The sequence below is a fragment of the Streptomyces sp. NPDC020747 genome (assembly GCF_044334695.1).
GTDB lineage: Bacteria > Actinomycetota > Actinomycetes > Streptomycetales > Streptomycetaceae > Streptomyces.
Window position 1 is genome coordinate 443033 of the sequence record NZ_JBIRTJ010000006.1, and the last position, 15858, is coordinate 458890.

The window sequence follows — 15858 nt, forward strand, 5'->3', positions numbered from 1 at the left end:
TCTCGGGGGCCGGCCCCCGAACCCCCGCTCCTCAAACGCCGGAGGGGCTGAATACATTGCGGCCCGGGCCGACACCTTCAGCCCGTCCGGCGTTTGAGGACGAGCGCGTCAGCGCGACAGCGGGGGTCTGGGGCGCAGCCCCCAGGGACGGGAAGGGAAGGGGCGGCGGGGGCGAGAGAAAAAGCCGACGGGCCCGCCCCCCAAAGCCAGGGGGCGGGCCCTATCGGACCCCGCGGTGGCACCGCCATGCAGCACCGCGGGGGGTCGGGAAAAGCGGAGCGCAACCGCTCAGCCGAAGCGCCCGGAGATGTAGTCCTCCGTGGCCTGAACGGACGGGTTGGAGAAGATCCGCTCCGTGTCGTCTATCTCGATGAGCCGCCCGGGCTGACCGACCGCGGAGAGGTTGAAGAACGCCGTCCGGTCGGACACCCGCGCCGCCTGCTGCATGTTGTGCGTCACGATGACGATCGTGAAGCGCTCCTTCAGCTCACCGATCAGGTCCTCGATGGCCAGCGTCGAGATGGGGTCGAGCGCCGAGCAGGGCTCGTCCATCAGCAGCACCTGCGGCTCGACCGCGATCGCCCGCGCGATGCACAGCCGCTGCTGCTGACCACCGGAAAGCCCGGACCCCGGCTTGTTCAGCCGGTCCTTGACCTCGTTCCAGAGGTTCGCGCCCTTGAGCGACTTCTCGACGACATCGCTCAGCTCGGACTTCTTGTAGGAGCCGTTGAGCTTCAGCCCGGCCGCCACGTTGTCGAAGATCGACATGGTCGGGAAGGGGTTCGGCCGCTGGAAGACCATGCCGATGGTGCGGCGCACGGCCACGGGGTCGACCCCGTGCCCGTACAGGTCCTCGTCGTCCAGGAGGACCTTGCCCTCGACCCGCCCGCCGGGCGTGACCTCGTGCATACGGTTCAGCGTGCGCAGGAACGTCGACTTGCCGCAGCCGGACGGACCGATGAAGGCCGTCACCGAGCGCGGCTCGACGGTCATCGAGATGTCTTCGATTGCCTTGTGGGCACTGTAGTAAGCGGTCAGCCCGCTCACGTCGATTCGCTTGGCCATGGGATCTACTTCTTTCGCGGGGGTAAGTCTGGTCGCTGTATGGCCGCGTCAGCGACCGGTCTTCGGGGCCTTCCAGCGGGCGATGCCGCGGGCCGCGAGGTTGAGGATCATGACGATGATGATCAGCACGAGTGCCGCGGCCCAGGCACGGTCGTAGGCCGGGGCGTTGCCCGCGCTCTGAGCGTACTGCTGGTAGATGTAGAGCGGCAGCGACGCCTGAGCACCCTCGAACGGGTTGTTGTTGATGAAGGGGCTGCCCCACACCAGCAGCAGTACGGGCGCGGTCTCACCGGCGATGCGCGCGACGGCGAGCATCACACCGGTGGTGATACCGCCGATGGACGTCGGCAGGACCACCTTGATGATCGTGCGCCACTTCGGGATGCCCAGGGCCAGCGAGGCCTCGCGCAGCTCGTTCGGTACGAGCTTGAGCATCTCCTCGGTGGAGCGGACCACGACCGGCATCATCAGGATGGCGAGAGCGAGCGATCCGGCGAACCCGAAGGGCTCCAGTTGCAGTTGGAGCATGATCGCCAGGATGAACAGACCCGCGACGATCGACGGGATGCCCGTCATGACGTCGACGAAGAAGGTGACCGTCTGGGCGAGCTTTCCGCGCCCGTACTCGACGAGGTAGACCGCCGTGAGCACACCGACCGGCACGGCCATCACCGTGGCGAGGCCGACCTGCTCCAGGGTTCCGATGATGGCGTGGTTGATACCACCGCCGACCTCCGAGTCCGCGACCACACCCATCGAGTGGCTCAGGAAGTAGAAGTCGAGCACCTTCACACCGCGGCTGACGGTCTCCCAGATGACGGAGGCCAGCGGGATGACGGCGAGGAGGAACGCGACCCAGACGAGGCTGGTGGCGAACCGGTCCTTGGCCTGCCGGCCGCCCTCGACCTTGACGCCGAGCCCGTAGCTGACCAGGACGAACAGCAGCGCGGCGATCAGCGCCCACTGGATGCTGCTCTCCAGCCCGGCCGCCGCGCTGATGCCGAGGCCCGCTCCCACGGAGCCCACGGCGACCGCCCACGGGGTCCAGCGGGGAAGGCGCGCGCCCTGAAGGTCGCTGCTGGGGCGCTGGTCCATGACGACGTTGCTCATGCGTTGGCCCCCGAGTACTCCTTGCGGCGAGCGATGATCGCACGGGCCGCGCCGTTGACCAGCAGGGTGATGACGAAGAGGACCAGACCGGAGGCGATCAGCGCGTCGCGGCCCGTCTCGGTGGCCTCACCGAACTTGCTGGCGATGTTCTGGGCGAAGGTGCCGCCGCCCGGGTCGAGCAGGCTGGTCTCGATCAGGAAGCTCGGCGAGAGCACCGTGGCGACGGCCATCGTCTCGCCGAGGGCGCGGCCGAGGCCCAGCATCGAGGCGGAGATGACGCCGGAGCGGCCGAAGGGCAGCACCGACATGCGGATGACCTCCCAGCGCGTGGCGCCGAGGGCGAGCGCGGCTTCCTGGTGCATCTGCGGGGCCTGGCGGAAGACCTCGCGGCTCACGTTGGTCACGATCGGCAGGATCATGATCGCGAGCAGGATGCCGACGGTGAACAGGGAGCGCGCGGGGCCGCCCTGCCAGTCGAAGAAGCCGGTCCAGCCGAAGTAGGAGTCAAGCCAGCCGAACAGACCGTTCATGTGCGGTACGAGGACGAGGGCGCCCCAGAGGCCGTACACGATGGACGGGACGGCGGCCAGCAGGTCGATCACGTAGCTGATCAGCCCGCCGAGCCTGCGCGGGGCGTAGTGCGTGACGAACAGCGCGATGCCCACGGAGACCGGGACCGCGATCACCATGGCGATGATCGAGGAGATGACCGTGCCGTAGGCGAGGACCGCGATACCGAACTTCGGCGGGTCGGCGTTGGCCTCCCACTCGAAGGCGGTGAGGAAGTTGGCCTCGTCCTCGGAGATGGCGAGAGCGGCACGGTAGGTGAGGAAGACCGCGATCGCGGCCATGATCACCAGGAGCAGGATGCCCGAGCCTCGCGAGAGACCGAGGAAGATCCGGTCTCCGGGGCGGGTGGCACCTCGCGCGGCGCGCTTCTCCTCGGTGGTCTGTGTGGTGGGGGGAGGGACTGGTGCGTCTTGAGTGGATATGTCCATGGAGTTCTCCGGTCTGCGGAACCCTTGGGTGCGGGCTCCAGGCGGCGGTGCACCGGACGGTGCGGCCCGCTCCGGTTGCCACCGGTGCGGGCCGCACGCTTGGGTCAGCTCAGGCCGGCGACGGTCGTGCGGACCTTCGTGATGATCTCTTCGGGCATCGGGGCGTAGCTGGCGTCCTTGAGGATGGCCTGCCCCTCCTCGCTGGCGACGTAGGTGAGGAAGGACTTGGTGGCGGCGAGGCTCTCCGCCTTGTTGCCCTTCTCGCACGCGATCTCGTACGTCACGAGGGTGATCGGGTACGCGCCCTCGGCGGTGGGCTTGTAGTTCAGCTCAAGGGCGAGGTCCTTGCCCTCGCCGACGACCTTGGCCTCGGCGATCGCCTTGGTGGCGTTGTCGACGGTGGCCTCGACGGGCGTGGCCGCACCGGTCTTGACGTGGACCGTCTGGGCCGACTTGGCGTACGAGAGCTCCATGTAGGAGATCGCGCCGGCGGTCTGGGTCACCTGCTGGGCGAGACCGGAGGAACCCGAGGCGGACTGGCCGCCCTTGGCCTGCCAGGCCTTGCCGCCCTCGTACTTCCAGTCCGAGGCGGCCGCGGCCTTCAGGTACTTGGTGAAGTTGTCCGTGGTGCCGGAGTCGTCCGAGCGGTGGAACGTCTGGATCTTGGTGCTGGGCAGCTTCGCGGCGGGGTTCAGCTTCTTGATCGCCTCGTCGTTCCAGGTCTTGATCTTGTCGTCGAAGATCTTGGCCAGCGTCGAGGCGTCCAGGACGAGGTCGTCCACACCCGGCAGGTTGTACGACACGGCGATCGGGCCGCCGACCATCGGCAGGTCGATGGCCTGGCTGTCCTTGCAGACCTCGCCGGACTTGGTGATCTCCTCGGAGTCCAGCGGGGAGTCCGAACCGGCGAAGGCGGTCTGGCCCTGGAGGAAGTTGGTGATACCGGCGCCGGAACCGTTCGGGTTGTAGTTGATCCGAACGTTCTTGCAGGAAGCCGTGTACTGCTTCACCCAGGCGTCGACCGCGTTCTTCTGCGCGGAGGAGCCGGCCGCGAGCAGCTCGCCCTTGGCGTCGTCACACTTGATGGCGCTGTTGGCCGCGGGCGCGCTCTCGTCGCCGCTGCCGCCGCCGGTGTCGTCGGAGCCGCACGCCGTCAGCGCCAGGGCGCCGGAGACGGCGACAGCACCGAGCGAAAGGGCGCGAAGCCGGTTCTTGCGCTGAAGCTTCACTTTCGGGAGTTCCTTCCAGGAGCCGCCGTGTACCGGCGGCGTGCGAGGTCGTGGTGCAGCCTCTCGTCCGCACGAGACTGCCGTCATACTGCGTATTACTGCTGCTATCAACTGATATCGACAGATACGTGAGCGGGTCTCTGCTCGCACCACGCACCGGGTAAGGCCGAAATTAGGCAGATCAGGTGAAGCGGCCAATGGCCGTGGGTGAACGGAGGGTGAACCCCTGCCGTCAGTGCGGTGAGGTCACGGAACGCTCACGGGGAGAACACGTGTGGGTCCCGACTACCGGAACCACCTCCTTCGGAAGGATCACTCCCCTCTTCCGGCCGCTTCTCACCCCTCCCGCCCCTCCTCTCACCCCTGCATCCGCCCCGTACGCACCGGCGTTCGCATGGCCGAAAACCGGCGTCCCAGAGCAGTCGCATACGCAATTCCCGGAGCCCGCCCGTGGAACCCGCCGGACTGTGGAACCCGCCGGACCGTGGACCCGTCTCGTTCCACGGGAGCAACAGGAGGCGCGTATGCGACGGCGTACGTTCATGGGTGGCGGCGCCGCACTCGCGGCGACGGCGGTTTCGGCCGCGTGCACCGGCGGCGCCGACGACACCGGCGGGGGTTCCGGACCGCGGGCGGGTGAGGAGGCCCGTACGTCCGGTACACCGCGGAAGACGACGAGCGCCACCGCCGCGGCCGGCCTCAAGGCCCTGGCGCGGGACCTCGACGGCCCCCTGGTCCGCCCGGGCGAGGCGAACTGGGCCGCGGCCCGCCAGCTCTACAACACCCGCTTCGACTCGCTCAGACCGACGGCCGTCGCGTACGTCGCCCACGCCGAGGACATCCGTACGACGCTCGCGTACGCCCGGGCCCACGCCGTCCCCGTCTCGATCCGCAACGGCGGCCACTCGTACGCGGGCTGGTCCTCGGGCGACGGCCGGCTGATCGTCGACATCTCGAAGCTGTCCGCGGTCCGGGCCTCCGGCGACGAGGCCGTGGTCGGCGCGGGCGCCAAGCTGATCGACGTCTACCGCGCGCTGGCGGCGAAGGGCGTCACGATCCCGGCCGGTTCCTGCCCGACGGTCGGCGTCTCGGGCCTGACACTGGGCGGCGGCCACGGCGTCGTGTCCCGTGCCTACGGCCTGACGTGCGACAGCCTCACCCGGGCGACGCTGCTGACGGCGGCCGGAAAGCAGCTCACCGCGAGCGCGACCGAGAACAAGGACCTCTTCTGGGCCCTGCGCGGCGCGGGCAACGGCAACTTCGGCGTCGTCACCGAGCTCCGCTTCAGGACCCACCCGGCCCCGCAGGGCGTCTCGGCGTTCATGTCCTGGCCGTGGTCCAGGGCCGCCGCCGTCCTCAGGGCCTGGCAGGAGTGGGGCCCCGACCAGCCCGACGAGATCTGGTCCTCGTGCCACTTCGAGAACGCGGCCGGCGGCACGCCCACGGTCTCCGTGGCGGCCTTCTCCCTGGGCACGTACGGCGAACTCCAGAACGCGGTGGACCGCCTGGCCGACCGCATCGGCGCCTCCGCCCGCAGCGTCTCCCTCAAGCGCCGCTCCTACGAGGAGTCGATGGAGGTGTACGCGGGCTGCTCGGCCTTCCCGGACGACGCCCAGTGCCACCTCCCGGGCGGGACACCGGGCCGCTCCCCCGAGGGCGCACTGGGCCGCGAAACCTACGCGGGCCGCTCGGACTTCTTCGACCGCTCGATCTCCGCGGCGGGCATCCAGACCCTGCTCTCCCAGATATCGGGGGTCCGGGGCGGCACGGGCAGCATCGCCCTGACCGCCCTGGGCGGCGCGATCAACAGAATCGACCCCACGGCAACGGCCTTCGTCCACCGCCGCTCCCGCATGCTGGCCCAGTACATCGCCGCCTGGCGCCCGGGAACCTCCGGCACCACATCCAACTCCTGGCTCACCCAGGCCCACACAGCGATGAAGCCGTACGCATCGGGCGCGGCCTACCAGAACTACACCGACCCAACCCTCAAGAACTGGCGCGAGGCGTACTACGGCGAGGCGGCCCCCCGCCTCAGGACACTGAAGACGAAGTACGACCCGGAGGACTTCTTCAAGTTCCCGCAGTCGCTGTAAGGCACGGGCCGGCTGGGGGCGACCCTTCAGGGGCGCGGGGAACGGCGCAGTCCTGTGGCCTTCAGGGGCGCGGGGAACGGCGCAATCTTTTGGCTTCTACCCCCACACCTACGCCGCGAGATCCCGCTCCTCCGCCTCAACCTCACTCCGAGCCCCAGGAATCACTTTCCCCCGCTCCCCGGCGGCGCCACCCGCCCGAACCAGCCACCCCACCCGGGGCGACCTCTCCACCGCGGCCACGACCGGCGTCAGCAAGGCCATCGCGAGCGGCGAAAGCAGCAGAGCCACCGCGGTCCCGAGCGCAAAGCCACCGATCACATCGGTCGGATAGTGCACGCCCATATAAACCCGGCAGAACCCGCCGAGCAGGGCCAGCACTATCCCCACGAGCCCGAACTTCCGATTCGCGACGAACAGCCCGACCCCCATCGCCATCATGAGAGTCGCGTGATCGCTCACGAACGAAAAGTCGCTCTTGCCACCGATAAGAACGTCCAGCCCGTCATGGTCGACAAAAGGCCGAGGCCGCTCCACAAATCCCCGTATCGGCACATTCACGAGTACGGCGATGCCGGCGGCGAGCGGCGCCCAGACCAGCGCGGCGACGGACGAGGCGGCGTCCTCCCCGCCCCGCTTCCGCACGGTGAGCCAGCACCAGAGCACCAGCATCACCATGGCGAGCAGGAGCCCCCACTCGCCCACGAACTCCATGACACGGTCGAACCAGTGCGGCGCGTCTTTGGCGAGACCATTGATGTCGTAGAGCAAGTCAACGTCAGGGTTCGAACCGGATTCGGCGAGTCCAGCCATGGTGCAACGGCCCCTTCGTCATCTTCTTACCGACGCACCCACCGGTACGCCGCGCCTCAACCCCCGTCATCGGCTACGAGAACAGGAACGCACACTCCCCTTCAATACGTTCCACCCTCCACCGAATGATCACTCAGACGTTATCGAAGAGAGATACATCGCCGCAGCTCAGGGGAGGGTTTCACACAGAGGTGGGCAACGCTTTCGCGCCATCTTCGGTGACCCGGGTCGCCCCGAAGTAGTCGGGGGTGTCGATCGGGTCGAACCGGATCACCGCACCCGCCCGGGGCGCGTTGATCATGTACCCACCGCCCACGTAGATCCCCACGTGCCGGATGGCCCGGGAGTTGGTGAGGTCGTCCGAGAAGAACACCAGATCCCCCGGCAGCAGCTCGTCCCGGCTCGGGTGCGGCCCGGCGTTGTACTGGTCGTTGGCGACCCGCGGCAGCGTGATCCCCACACTCTCGTACGAGGCCTTGGTCAGCCCCGAACAGTCAAAACGTCCGCCCTGGTCAGCGGTACCGTTCCCACCCCAGAGATACAGCGTCCCCAGTTTCTTCTGCGCGTAGTAAATGGCCCCGGCGGCTTGCTTGGAGGGGTCGACACGGGTGACCGGAGCGGCGAAGCTCTCCTCCAGCGTCGTGATGGTCTTCACGTAGTTCTGCGTTTCCTTGTACGGCGGTACGCCCCCGTACTTGATGACGGCGTACGCCCCCGCGTTGTACGCGGCGAGCATGTTCTTCGTCGGGTCGCCGGGCGCGTCCTTCACGTACTTCGCAAGTGTGCAGTCGTACTTCGCGGCCGATGGAATCGCGTCATTCGGATCCCATACGTCGCGGTCGCCGTCCCCGTCGCCGTCGATTCCGTGCGTTGCCCACGTTCCCGGGATGAATTGCGCTATCCCCTGCGCGGCGGCCGGGCTCTTGGCGTCGGGATTGAACCCGCTCTCCTGATACAGCTGTGCGGCGAGAAGTGCGGGATTGATGGCGGTGCACAGATTGCCCCACTTCTGCACGAGCGTCTGGTACGCGGCCGGTACGGCCCCTTTGGCCAGGCCACGGGCCCCCTGTCCCACGCCGTTGGCGAGGTTCCCGGCGACCATGTAGACCCCGACGACCAGCACCATGACGAAGCTGAGCCCCGCCCCCGCGGCGACGGTCACCACGATCCACGCCTTACGCACCGTCAACCGCCCTCCACAGCTCCGGAATCAGCCCACGTCAGTCTAGGAGCTTCCCACCCTGAAGCCGGTGCAACCGACGCTTTCGTAGTCGGTGGGGCTGCCGTTGACGTGGTAGAAGACGACGGTCCAGTCACCGGGGTCGTTGGCGACGGGGATCGCCTCCCAGGTCTCGCCCGCCACGTGTTCCTGGAAGTCGTCGGGGTACGTGAGCTCGATGTCTCCGCCGTCCTTCCAGTGGGTGTAGATGTCCACCGGCTTGCTGGTGTAGCCGATGCTCTTGTTCTCCGTGAGGACCTCGTTCGGCAGGCCCGTATCGGCGTCGATGTCGTGGGGCGACTTGACCCCCACCGACACGTAGTAGGGCTCGGGCCTCTTCTTCTCCAGTTCGGCGTACTTGAAGCGGAAGGAGATCTTCGCCCTCTCTCCGACCTCCGCGCCGTCGGGGCGGTCGGCGTCGACAGCGCTGTACTGGAGTTCCTTCGGCGCGCTGACCTGCCCGACCTGTACGCACTCGCCGCGGCCGTACGTCGCGTCGTTCGGGTCGTCCGAGGACTGCCAATGATCGCGGGAGACCTTGTTGTTCTCGATGTACGCGGGCACCTTCCGCGCTGCGGCGGTGCCGGACGCGGACGGCGAGGAGGACGACTCCCCGCTGTCCCGTTCCCCGCTCTCTTTCCCCTCCCCGCCGGGCAGCATCTGCCAGGCGACGACCGACGCGGCCACGAGCACCACGGCACCCGCGATCCCGGCCACCACGGGCACACGCCGTCTGCGGGCGGGTGCCGTCGAAGGCACGGCCGTCGGCACGTAACCCGGCCCGACAGTCGGCACGTAACCGGGCCCAACCGTGGGCCGATACGCGGGCGGGGTCGCCACCCCGTGCCCGGCGGGGACCAGCCCGGCGGCGACGGCCGCCGGGAGGTCGGGCGGCGCGGTGTCGCCGGTGCCGGCCAGCGGGCGGTAGAAGGGGTCGTCGGCGAGAGCGGCGGAGACCGAGCAACGGGCGATGACGGTGTCGAGACCGGGTCGCTCGGCGGGCTCCTTCGCGACGCACTCCCGGATCAGCGCGGCCAGCTCCGGCTCGATACCGGTCACGTCGATGTCCTCGTGCACGGCCCGGTAGGAGACGGCGTGCGCGTGCCCCGCCCCGAAGGGCGCCCTCCCGGTCGCCGCGTACGCGATCGTCGCGCCCAGCGCGAACACGTCCGCCGCCGAGCCCACCTGATTGTCCTTCAGCACCTCGGGGGCGGTGAAGCCGGGCGTGCCCGGGGCGAACCCGGTCTGGGTGAGCGCCGTGTCCGCCGTACCCCGCGCTATGCCGAAGTCGATGAGCAGCGGCCCCTGCGGGGAGAGAATCACGTTCTGCGGTTTGAGGTCCCGGTGCGTCACGCCGTACCCATGGACACTCGCCAGTGCTTCGGCAAGAGCCGCGAACAGCCGTCGCGCACTGTCCGCAGGGAACGGCCCCCGCTCGGCAACCGCCCCACCCAACGTCGGCCCCGACACATACTCCGTGGCGAGCCAGTACGGCGCGGCATCCAGCGACGAGTCGATGAGGTTCGCCGTGTACGCGCTCCGCACCGCCCGAGCCGTCTCCACCTCGCGCCGGAACCGCGCCAGTGCCTCCGGATGGTCGGTGATCTCGTCCCGGATGACCTTGATCGCCACAAGCCGCCCACCGGGCGACCGCCCGAGGTACACCTGCCCCATCCCACCCGCCCCCAGCCGGGCGAGCAATGTGTACGCGCCTATGTGGGCGGGATCCCGCTCTCTGAGTGCCTCCACCCAACTGACCTTTTCACACAGGTCACTTCGACGCCTCCCGGTACAACGCGGCGGCCTCGCCCCCCAGCACGACGCTGTACGACACGTCATCGGTGGCACCGCCCTGCTGGAACCCGCCCAGCACCCCCACGACCCGCCCCTCCGCGTCGATCCACGGACTCCCACTCGTGCCCCCGCTGTACCCCGGACACTCGATCCGCTGCTGACTGCCGCCGTACGCGGTGGAGATGTTCGTGCACCACACGGGCACTTCCCGCGCCCTGGGATACCCGACAACGGTGACGGCCCGCCCCACCGGACTCAGCCCCCGCCCGGCGACCAGCCGGTTACCCCCCACCACATCCTCGATCTCCTTCCCACCCCGGGAGACAATCCGAGCGAACGCCACATCACTGTCCTCGTCCTGCCGCCCCTTCCACCCGTCACCGACGTACGTCGTCGTCACGGCCCACTCCCCGTGGGGCGCTTTCCCTTCCCGATACCCGGGCACGAACTCGATGCCCCCGCTCCCGCCCCCGGTCAGACAGTGAGCAGCGGTGACGATCAGATCCCGCTGCTCGCTGTGCACGACGGAGGCGGTGCAGTAGTGGGCCCCACCCCTGACCAGCACTCCGACCCGCGCGCCCCCGGCACTCACAGGAGCCGTCGCCGTCACACCGAGCGGCTCAGGCGTACGCACCCGCCCATGCGCCGCCGCCACGGGAACCGACCCGGTGGCCAGCAGCGCGAAGGCAACGAGGAGGGGGAGACGGACGGGGCGCTTCATCGAAGGAAGCCTTGCCACGCGGGGTGAGAGGAATCCTCACCCCTGCCTGAGAATCCCGTATGAACCGGTCAGCGCCCCGACTCGGCACACTCGGCCCACAGCAGCTTCCCGCCCCGGTCCCCACCCAGCGCGTACGCACCCCACGTGTCCGCGCACGCCCGTACGAGGTGCAGCCCGCGCCCGTTCTCCGACGTGTCCGGCGGTACGGCCCCGGGGGCGTCGAAGCCCTGCGGGACGGTGGGGTCGGAGTCCCACACACCGATCCGCAGCCGCCCGGACTCGGCGGCGCGCAGCCGCAGGGCGTACGGACCGTTGGTGTGGAGATGGGCGTTGGTGAGCAGCTCGGCGGCGAGCAGCTCCGCCGTGGGAGCGAGTCGAGTGAGGCCGTGAGCGGCGAGGACGGTTCGCAGGGTCGCGCGGGCGATGCCGGGGGCGCGGGGATCGTGCGGGAGTTGAAGGGTGTAGGCCCAGGACGGGGATACGGTTGCCATCGGAAGTCTCCGATCACGGAGGGGAGTTGGACGGTTGCTCAGTGACCGCGGTCGCTCCGTCGAGCGGGGTACTTCTGAGCGGGGCGCCTGACAATCAAGGTAGCGGCAGGAGTTATATTCTTCACTCGATAACGGTGAAGAGTAAGTACAACCATCCGTGTGGGTGACTTACAGCACGGAAGATCGAGGAGCATCGCCGTGCGGACCAACCCGACAGGACGTCAACTCCGGCTCGGGGCCGAGCTGCGCAAGTTGCGCGAACAAGCAGGTCTCACATCAACGGCGGCCGCTCAACTCCTCGGAATGCCGCAAGCACAGGTCAGCAACATGGAGACCGGCCGGCTCGGCGTCAGTGCAGAGCGCGTGCGCCATTTGGCCCGCCAGTACGAGTGCTCAGACAAGGCCCTCGTGGAAGCCATCGCGGGGATGGTTGGAGGCCGCAAGCGCGGCTGGTGGGAGACGTACCGCGAGATCCTGCCCAGCCCGCTGCTCGACCTGGCCGAACTGGAGCACAACTCCCAGTCGTTCCGCACCACCCTCACTGCCCGCATCCCCGGCCTGCTCCAGACCGTCGACCATGCCCGTGAAATCTTCCGGCACGCGGTCACGGAGCTTTCCCCACCGGACATCGAGCACCGCGTCTCGTTCCGCATCAAGCGCCAGGCCGTGCTGTACCGGGACGACCCGACTCCGTACGAGGCGATCATTCACGAGGCAGCTCTGCGGATGAAGATCGGCGGGCCATCGGTGTCCCAACAGCAGCTCAAGCATCTGCTCGACGCGAGCGAGCGGGAGCACATCACCCTGCGCGCCATCACTTTCGACGTCGGCGCCTACCCCGGATCGGGCCAGTCCATCTTCTACGCGCACGGCCCAGTACCGGAGCTCGACACAGTGCACCTGGACCAGTCTCACGGCCTCACATTCCTGGACGCCCAGGCCCAACTGCGCAAGTACCGGAACCTCTTCGAGAAGTTGGACGCCGTCGCTCTCTCACCCGACAGGACCCGCGACCTCATCCACGCCGTGATCAACGACCTCTAAGGAACTCCCGTGACTCCGCACGCCTGGCAGAAGTCGTCCTACTGCTCCGAGGGCGACTCATGCATACACATGACCTCCACCGCTGAAGCCCTCCACCTCACCGAAAGCGGCGACCCCGCCCACTCCATACTCGGGGCCTCCCCCAAGGCCTTCGCCGCCCTCATCCACGTACTCAAAGAGAACCCGGCCCATGTCTGACATCCCCGCGAACCTCACCTGGGAACGCGCCGCCCCGCCGGAGGCAACCGGCCCGGGCCCCTGGATCGAGCTCGCCTTCGGTGACAACGACCTCGTCTACATCCGCGAGACCAGCGACCCGGCGACCGTCGTCACGACCACCCAGAAGAAGTGGGACGCCTTCGTACTCGGCGTACAGGCAGGCGAGTTCGACCACTTCGTGGAAGGCGTGGAAGGCCTGGAGGACGGGTCACCCTAGACCGACGTCAGTCCGACTCGGCACCGGCACCCGGGTCGACGTCCGCACCGGTGTACGCCGCAGTCGTCCGGTCCGCCCGCGCCCGTGCGACCCCCTCCGCCTCACCGTCGGAGACACTCGCCGCGTACCAGCTCTCGCTGCTCAGGGTCACGAACCGGAGGCCCTCCTCGGTGGCGAACCAGGCCATGGCCTCCTCGGGGTTCACGGCCTCGCCGGTGGCCAGGTGCAGGGTGAGGCCGATGAGGGCCATGTCCCAGCCGACGCCGACGGCCCCGGGGCCGAACTGGGCCCACTTCTCGTCGTCGTCGGGGGCGATGTGGTCGAGCTCGAAGCGCGTACCGCCGTCCTCCGCGGGGGTCAGCCGGAGCTCGATCCAGGTGACGTCCCCGTCGAACTCCCAGGTCGCGGTGAAGCCCCTCGGCGGATCGCAGCTCTCGACGGTGCCGTTGGCGTTGCCCTGCAGCTGGTACTTGCCGCCGACGCGGAGGTCGCCGGTGACGGGCAGGAACCAGCGCGGGACGCGCTCGGGGTTGGTGCAGGCGTCCCAGAGGTCCTCGACGGTCGAGTCGTACGTCTGGCTCAAGGTCACCACGTGTCCTTCGCCGGCCTCGATGACACGGCTGCCGACGCGGCGCCGCACGGCGTTGATCTGGTGGGTGACGTCGATCATGGCGTTCTCCTCTGCTGTACGGGTTCGTCGCCGCCGGTGCCGTCGGCGGACTCACGGAGCCGGCGCTCGCGCTTGCCCCGGGCCAGTTCGGTGGCCAGGGCGTCCAGGTGGGGGGTCCAGAAGTGCCGGAAGCGGGCCAGCCACGCGTCGATGTCGCGCAACGGGTCGGAGTTGACGGCGTAGAGCCGCCGGGTTCCCTCCGGCCGGACCGTGGCGAAGCCGTTCTCCCGCAGCACCTTCAGATGCTGCGAGACGCCCGGCTGCGATATGCCGAACTCCTCCCTGATGACCTCTGAGACGGCCCCGGAGCTCAGCTCGCCGTCGGCGAGCAGCTCAAGGATCCGGCGGCGTACGGGATCCCCGAGTACGTCGAATGCGTGCACGGCACCAACGTATCACCGCTCACTTATATAAGCGCAAGCAAATAGATGCACCGCTTGTCGTTCCTGTGAGTCGGGTCAAGCCACAGCCAGCCCCTTGCCATCGCACAGCCATTGATCAGTAAGGCGGGCGCCGGGTTCGGTAAGGCGGAAGTCAGGATTCCAGGACGCGCCTTGTTGTCACGTACTCAACAAGGGATGGTCATCCGCGGGCCGCTTGATCCTTTCGACCCAGGCCCTCCGCCGGGGACACCGCACCGGCGGCACCGCACCCGCACCGCTCCTGCCAACCACGCCCAGGAGGCTGTCCGTTGCGCACCGCAACTCCCCACATCACCCCGAACAGACGCTCCATACGCGGCAGATGGAGCCGCCTCGGATCCGCCGCCGTCGCCACCGCCACACTCGTCCTCGCCGGCCTCGGCGCCGCGGGCCAGGCGACCGCGGCCCCCGCCACCCCCTCCAAGTCCACCGCCGGCAAGGTCACATGGACCCGCGCCTGCGCCACGCCCGCCAAGGGCCGGATGGCCTGCAAGGCACTGCGCGTCACCGGCGGCACCACCGCCTTCCAGGAGGCAGAGGCGAAGGCCGACGGCGTCACGCCGAAGGCCGCTGACGCCTCCACCCCCTCCGGCTACGGCCCGAGCGACCTCCAGGGCGCGTACGGCCTGACGTCCGCCGCCTCCTCCAAGGGTTCCGGCGAGACGATCGCGATCGTGGACGCGTACGACGACCCGAACGCCGAGGCGGACCTCGCCAAGTACCGCTCGCACTACGGCCTTTCCTCCTGCACCACGGCCAACGGCTGCTTCAAGAAGGTCAGTCAGACCGGGTCCACGACCGCCCTCCCCACCGCCGACAGCGGCTGGGCCGAGGAGATCTCCCTCGACCTGGACATGGCGAGCGCCACCTGCCCGAACTGCGACATCCTGCTGGTCGAGGCCAAGTCGTCGTCCATGGCCAACCTCGGCACGGCCGTGAACAGGGCCGTCACACTCGGCGCGAAGTCCGTGTCCAACAGCTACGGCGGCGGCGAGTCGTCCTCCGACTCCTCCTACGACACCTCGTACTTCAAGCACCCGGGCGTCGCGATCACGGTCAGCGCGGGCGACAGCGGCTACGGCGCCGAGTACCCGGCGGCCTCCCAGTACGTGACCGCGGTCGGCGGCACCGCCCTCTCCTCCGACTCCTCCTCCCGCGGCTGGAGCGAGAAGGTCTGGTCGACCAGCAGCACCGAGGGAACCGGCTCGGGCTGCTCCTCGTACGACACGAAGCCGACCTGGCAGACGGACACGGGCTGCACCAAGCGAGCCGTCTCGGACGTCTCCGCGGTCGCCGACCCGGCGACCGGCGTCTCGGTCTACGACTCCTACGGCGTCACGGCCGGCTGGTACACCTTCGGCGGCACGAGCGCCTCGGCCCCGATCATCGCGGGCGTGTACGCCCTCGCCGGCACCCCCTCCACCGGCTCCTACCCGGCGAAGTTCCCGTACGCGGCGGCCGGCACGTCCGCCCTCAACGACGTGACCAGCGGCAGCAACGGCACCTGCACCACGAGCTACCTCTGCACGGCCACCTCGGGCTACGACGGCCCGACCGGCCTGGGCACACCCGAGGGACTCACGGCCTTCACCGGCTGACGGTCACTCAACCGAACGGAACCGGCGGGGGGGGGGGGGGGGGGCCCCCCCCCCCCCCCCCGCCCCCCCCGGGGCACCCCCCCCCCCCCCCCCCCCCCCCCCCCGGGCCCCCCCGGGTAACCCCAAACATATGGGGCCGTCGGTTGGTTAAAATT

The 15858-nt window shown here is 68.9% G+C and carries 16 protein-coding genes; 5 read left to right on the forward strand and 11 right to left on the reverse strand.

Features of this window, described 5'->3' with window-relative positions:
• Positions 1-288: 288 nt before the first annotated feature.
• From pstB to pstS, 4 genes are all read right to left on the reverse strand, one after another.
• On the reverse strand, positions 289-1065 hold the full coding sequence (gene pstB, locus ACH4YP_RS19365; RefSeq protein WP_055612687.1) for a phosphate ABC transporter ATP-binding protein PstB: 777 nt from the start codon (positions 1063-1065) through the stop codon (positions 289-291).
• A gap of 48 nt (positions 1066-1113) precedes the next feature.
• Positions 1114-2175 (reverse strand): phosphate ABC transporter permease PstA, encoded by a 1062-nt coding sequence (pstA, locus tag ACH4YP_RS19370; protein WP_361071061.1) that lies wholly within the window; start codon positions 2173-2175, stop codon positions 1114-1116.
• Positions 2172-3173, reverse strand: a complete 1002-nt coding sequence (gene pstC, locus ACH4YP_RS19375) for a phosphate ABC transporter permease subunit PstC (protein WP_361071064.1) — start codon at positions 3171-3173, stop codon at positions 2172-2174. Before pstC ends, pstA begins: the two co-directional genes overlap by 4 nt.
• A gap of 104 nt (positions 3174-3277) precedes the next feature.
• Entirely contained in the window at positions 3278-4402 is a 1125-nt protein-coding gene (pstS, locus tag ACH4YP_RS19380; RefSeq protein WP_361071067.1) for a phosphate ABC transporter substrate-binding protein PstS, read from the reverse strand.
• A gap of 524 nt (positions 4403-4926) precedes the next feature.
• On the opposite strand from pstS, the gene ACH4YP_RS19385 reads away from it, so the two are divergent.
• Positions 4927-6498, forward strand: coding sequence for an FAD-binding oxidoreductase (locus tag ACH4YP_RS19385; RefSeq protein ID WP_398491362.1), 1572 nt, complete (start codon positions 4927-4929; stop codon positions 6496-6498).
• A 108-nt stretch (positions 6499-6606) separates the two neighbouring features.
• On the opposite strand, the gene ACH4YP_RS19390 is transcribed toward ACH4YP_RS19385, so the two are convergent.
• The 5 genes from ACH4YP_RS19390 to ACH4YP_RS19410 all read right to left on the reverse strand — a co-directional run bounded on the left by ACH4YP_RS19390 (position 6607) and on the right by ACH4YP_RS19410 (position 11533).
• Entirely contained in the window at positions 6607-7308 is a 702-nt protein-coding gene (locus tag ACH4YP_RS19390; protein WP_361071073.1) for a phosphatase PAP2 family protein, read from the reverse strand.
• 181 nt (positions 7309-7489) lie between these two features.
• Positions 7490-8497: a bifunctional lytic transglycosylase/C40 family peptidase gene (locus ACH4YP_RS19395; RefSeq protein ID WP_361071076.1), complete on the reverse strand. Its 1008-nt coding sequence runs from the start codon at positions 8495-8497 to the stop codon at positions 7490-7492.
• A gap of 36 nt (positions 8498-8533) precedes the next feature.
• The gene (locus ACH4YP_RS19400; RefSeq protein ID WP_398491364.1) at positions 8534-10276 is read right to left on the reverse strand and encodes a serine/threonine-protein kinase; all 1743 of its coding nucleotides are present in this window, start codon (positions 10274-10276) and stop codon (positions 8534-8536) included.
• A gap of 22 nt (positions 10277-10298) precedes the next feature.
• A complete protein-coding gene (locus ACH4YP_RS19405; protein WP_398491366.1) occupies positions 10299-11042 on the reverse strand; it encodes a trypsin-like serine peptidase in 744 nt (247 codons plus the stop codon).
• 68 nt (positions 11043-11110) lie between these two features.
• A complete protein-coding gene (locus ACH4YP_RS19410; protein ID WP_398491368.1) occupies positions 11111-11533 on the reverse strand; it encodes an ATP-binding protein in 423 nt (140 codons plus the stop codon).
• Between the two features lie 198 nt (positions 11534-11731).
• Between ACH4YP_RS19410 and ACH4YP_RS19415 the strand changes: the two genes are divergently transcribed.
• The 3 genes from ACH4YP_RS19415 to ACH4YP_RS19425 are packed head-to-tail and all read left to right on the forward strand — an operon-like array spanning position 11732 to position 13013.
• Positions 11732-12577 (forward strand): helix-turn-helix domain-containing protein, encoded by an 846-nt coding sequence (locus tag ACH4YP_RS19415; RefSeq protein ID WP_398491370.1) that lies wholly within the window; start codon positions 11732-11734, stop codon positions 12575-12577.
• A 9-nt stretch (positions 12578-12586) separates the two neighbouring features.
• Positions 12587-12775: a DUF397 domain-containing protein gene (locus ACH4YP_RS19420; RefSeq protein ID WP_361071091.1), complete on the forward strand. Its 189-nt coding sequence runs from the start codon at positions 12587-12589 to the stop codon at positions 12773-12775.
• On the forward strand, positions 12768-13013 hold the full coding sequence (locus tag ACH4YP_RS19425) for a DUF397 domain-containing protein (RefSeq protein ID WP_361071094.1): 246 nt from the start codon (positions 12768-12770) through the stop codon (positions 13011-13013). Before ACH4YP_RS19420 ends, ACH4YP_RS19425 begins: the two co-directional genes overlap by 8 nt.
• Before the next feature lie 7 nt (positions 13014-13020).
• On the opposite strand, the gene ACH4YP_RS19430 is transcribed toward ACH4YP_RS19425, so the two are convergent.
• Positions 13021-13683: an SRPBCC family protein gene (locus tag ACH4YP_RS19430; RefSeq protein WP_361071097.1), complete on the reverse strand. Its 663-nt coding sequence runs from the start codon at positions 13681-13683 to the stop codon at positions 13021-13023.
• Positions 13680-14066, reverse strand: coding sequence for a metalloregulator ArsR/SmtB family transcription factor (locus tag ACH4YP_RS19435; protein WP_361071100.1), 387 nt, complete (start codon positions 14064-14066; stop codon positions 13680-13682). The genes ACH4YP_RS19430 and ACH4YP_RS19435 overlap by 4 nt, the downstream gene beginning before the upstream one ends.
• Positions 14067-14374: 308 nt before the next feature.
• Here ACH4YP_RS19435 and ACH4YP_RS19440 point away from each other — a divergent pair, with 308 nt between their 5' ends.
• On the forward strand, positions 14375-15703 hold the full coding sequence (locus ACH4YP_RS19440) for a peptidase S8 (protein ID WP_398491374.1): 1329 nt from the start codon (positions 14375-14377) through the stop codon (positions 15701-15703).
• Positions 15704-15858: the final 155 nt, after the last annotated feature.

Excerpts from the sequence above, each read along its gene's own strand:
- ACH4YP_RS19390 (WP_361071073.1), bottom strand. The coding sequence starts at position 7,308 with ATGGCTGGACTCGCCGAATCCGGTTCGAACCCTGACGTTGACTTGCTC.
- pstA (WP_361071061.1), bottom strand. The coding sequence starts at position 2,175 with ATGAGCAACGTCGTCATGGACCAGCGCCCCAGCAGCGACCTTCAGGGC.
- ACH4YP_RS19405 (WP_398491366.1), bottom strand. The coding sequence starts at position 11,042 with ATGAAGCGCCCCGTCCGTCTCCCCCTCCTCGTTGCCTTCGCGCTGCTG.
- ACH4YP_RS19430 (WP_361071097.1), bottom strand. The coding sequence starts at position 13,683 with ATGATCGACGTCACCCACCAGATCAACGCCGTGCGGCGCCGCGTCGGC.
- pstB (WP_055612687.1), bottom strand. The coding sequence starts at position 1,065 with ATGGCCAAGCGAATCGACGTGAGCGGGCTGACCGCTTACTACAGTGCC.
- ACH4YP_RS19425 (WP_361071094.1), top strand. The coding sequence starts at position 12,768 with ATGTCTGACATCCCCGCGAACCTCACCTGGGAACGCGCCGCCCCGCCG.
- pstC (WP_361071064.1), bottom strand. The coding sequence starts at position 3,173 with ATGGACATATCCACTCAAGACGCACCAGTCCCTCCCCCCACCACACAG.
- ACH4YP_RS19385 (WP_398491362.1), top strand. The coding sequence starts at position 4,927 with ATGCGACGGCGTACGTTCATGGGTGGCGGCGCCGCACTCGCGGCGACG.
- ACH4YP_RS19410 (WP_398491368.1), bottom strand. The coding sequence starts at position 11,533 with ATGGCAACCGTATCCCCGTCCTGGGCCTACACCCTTCAACTCCCGCAC.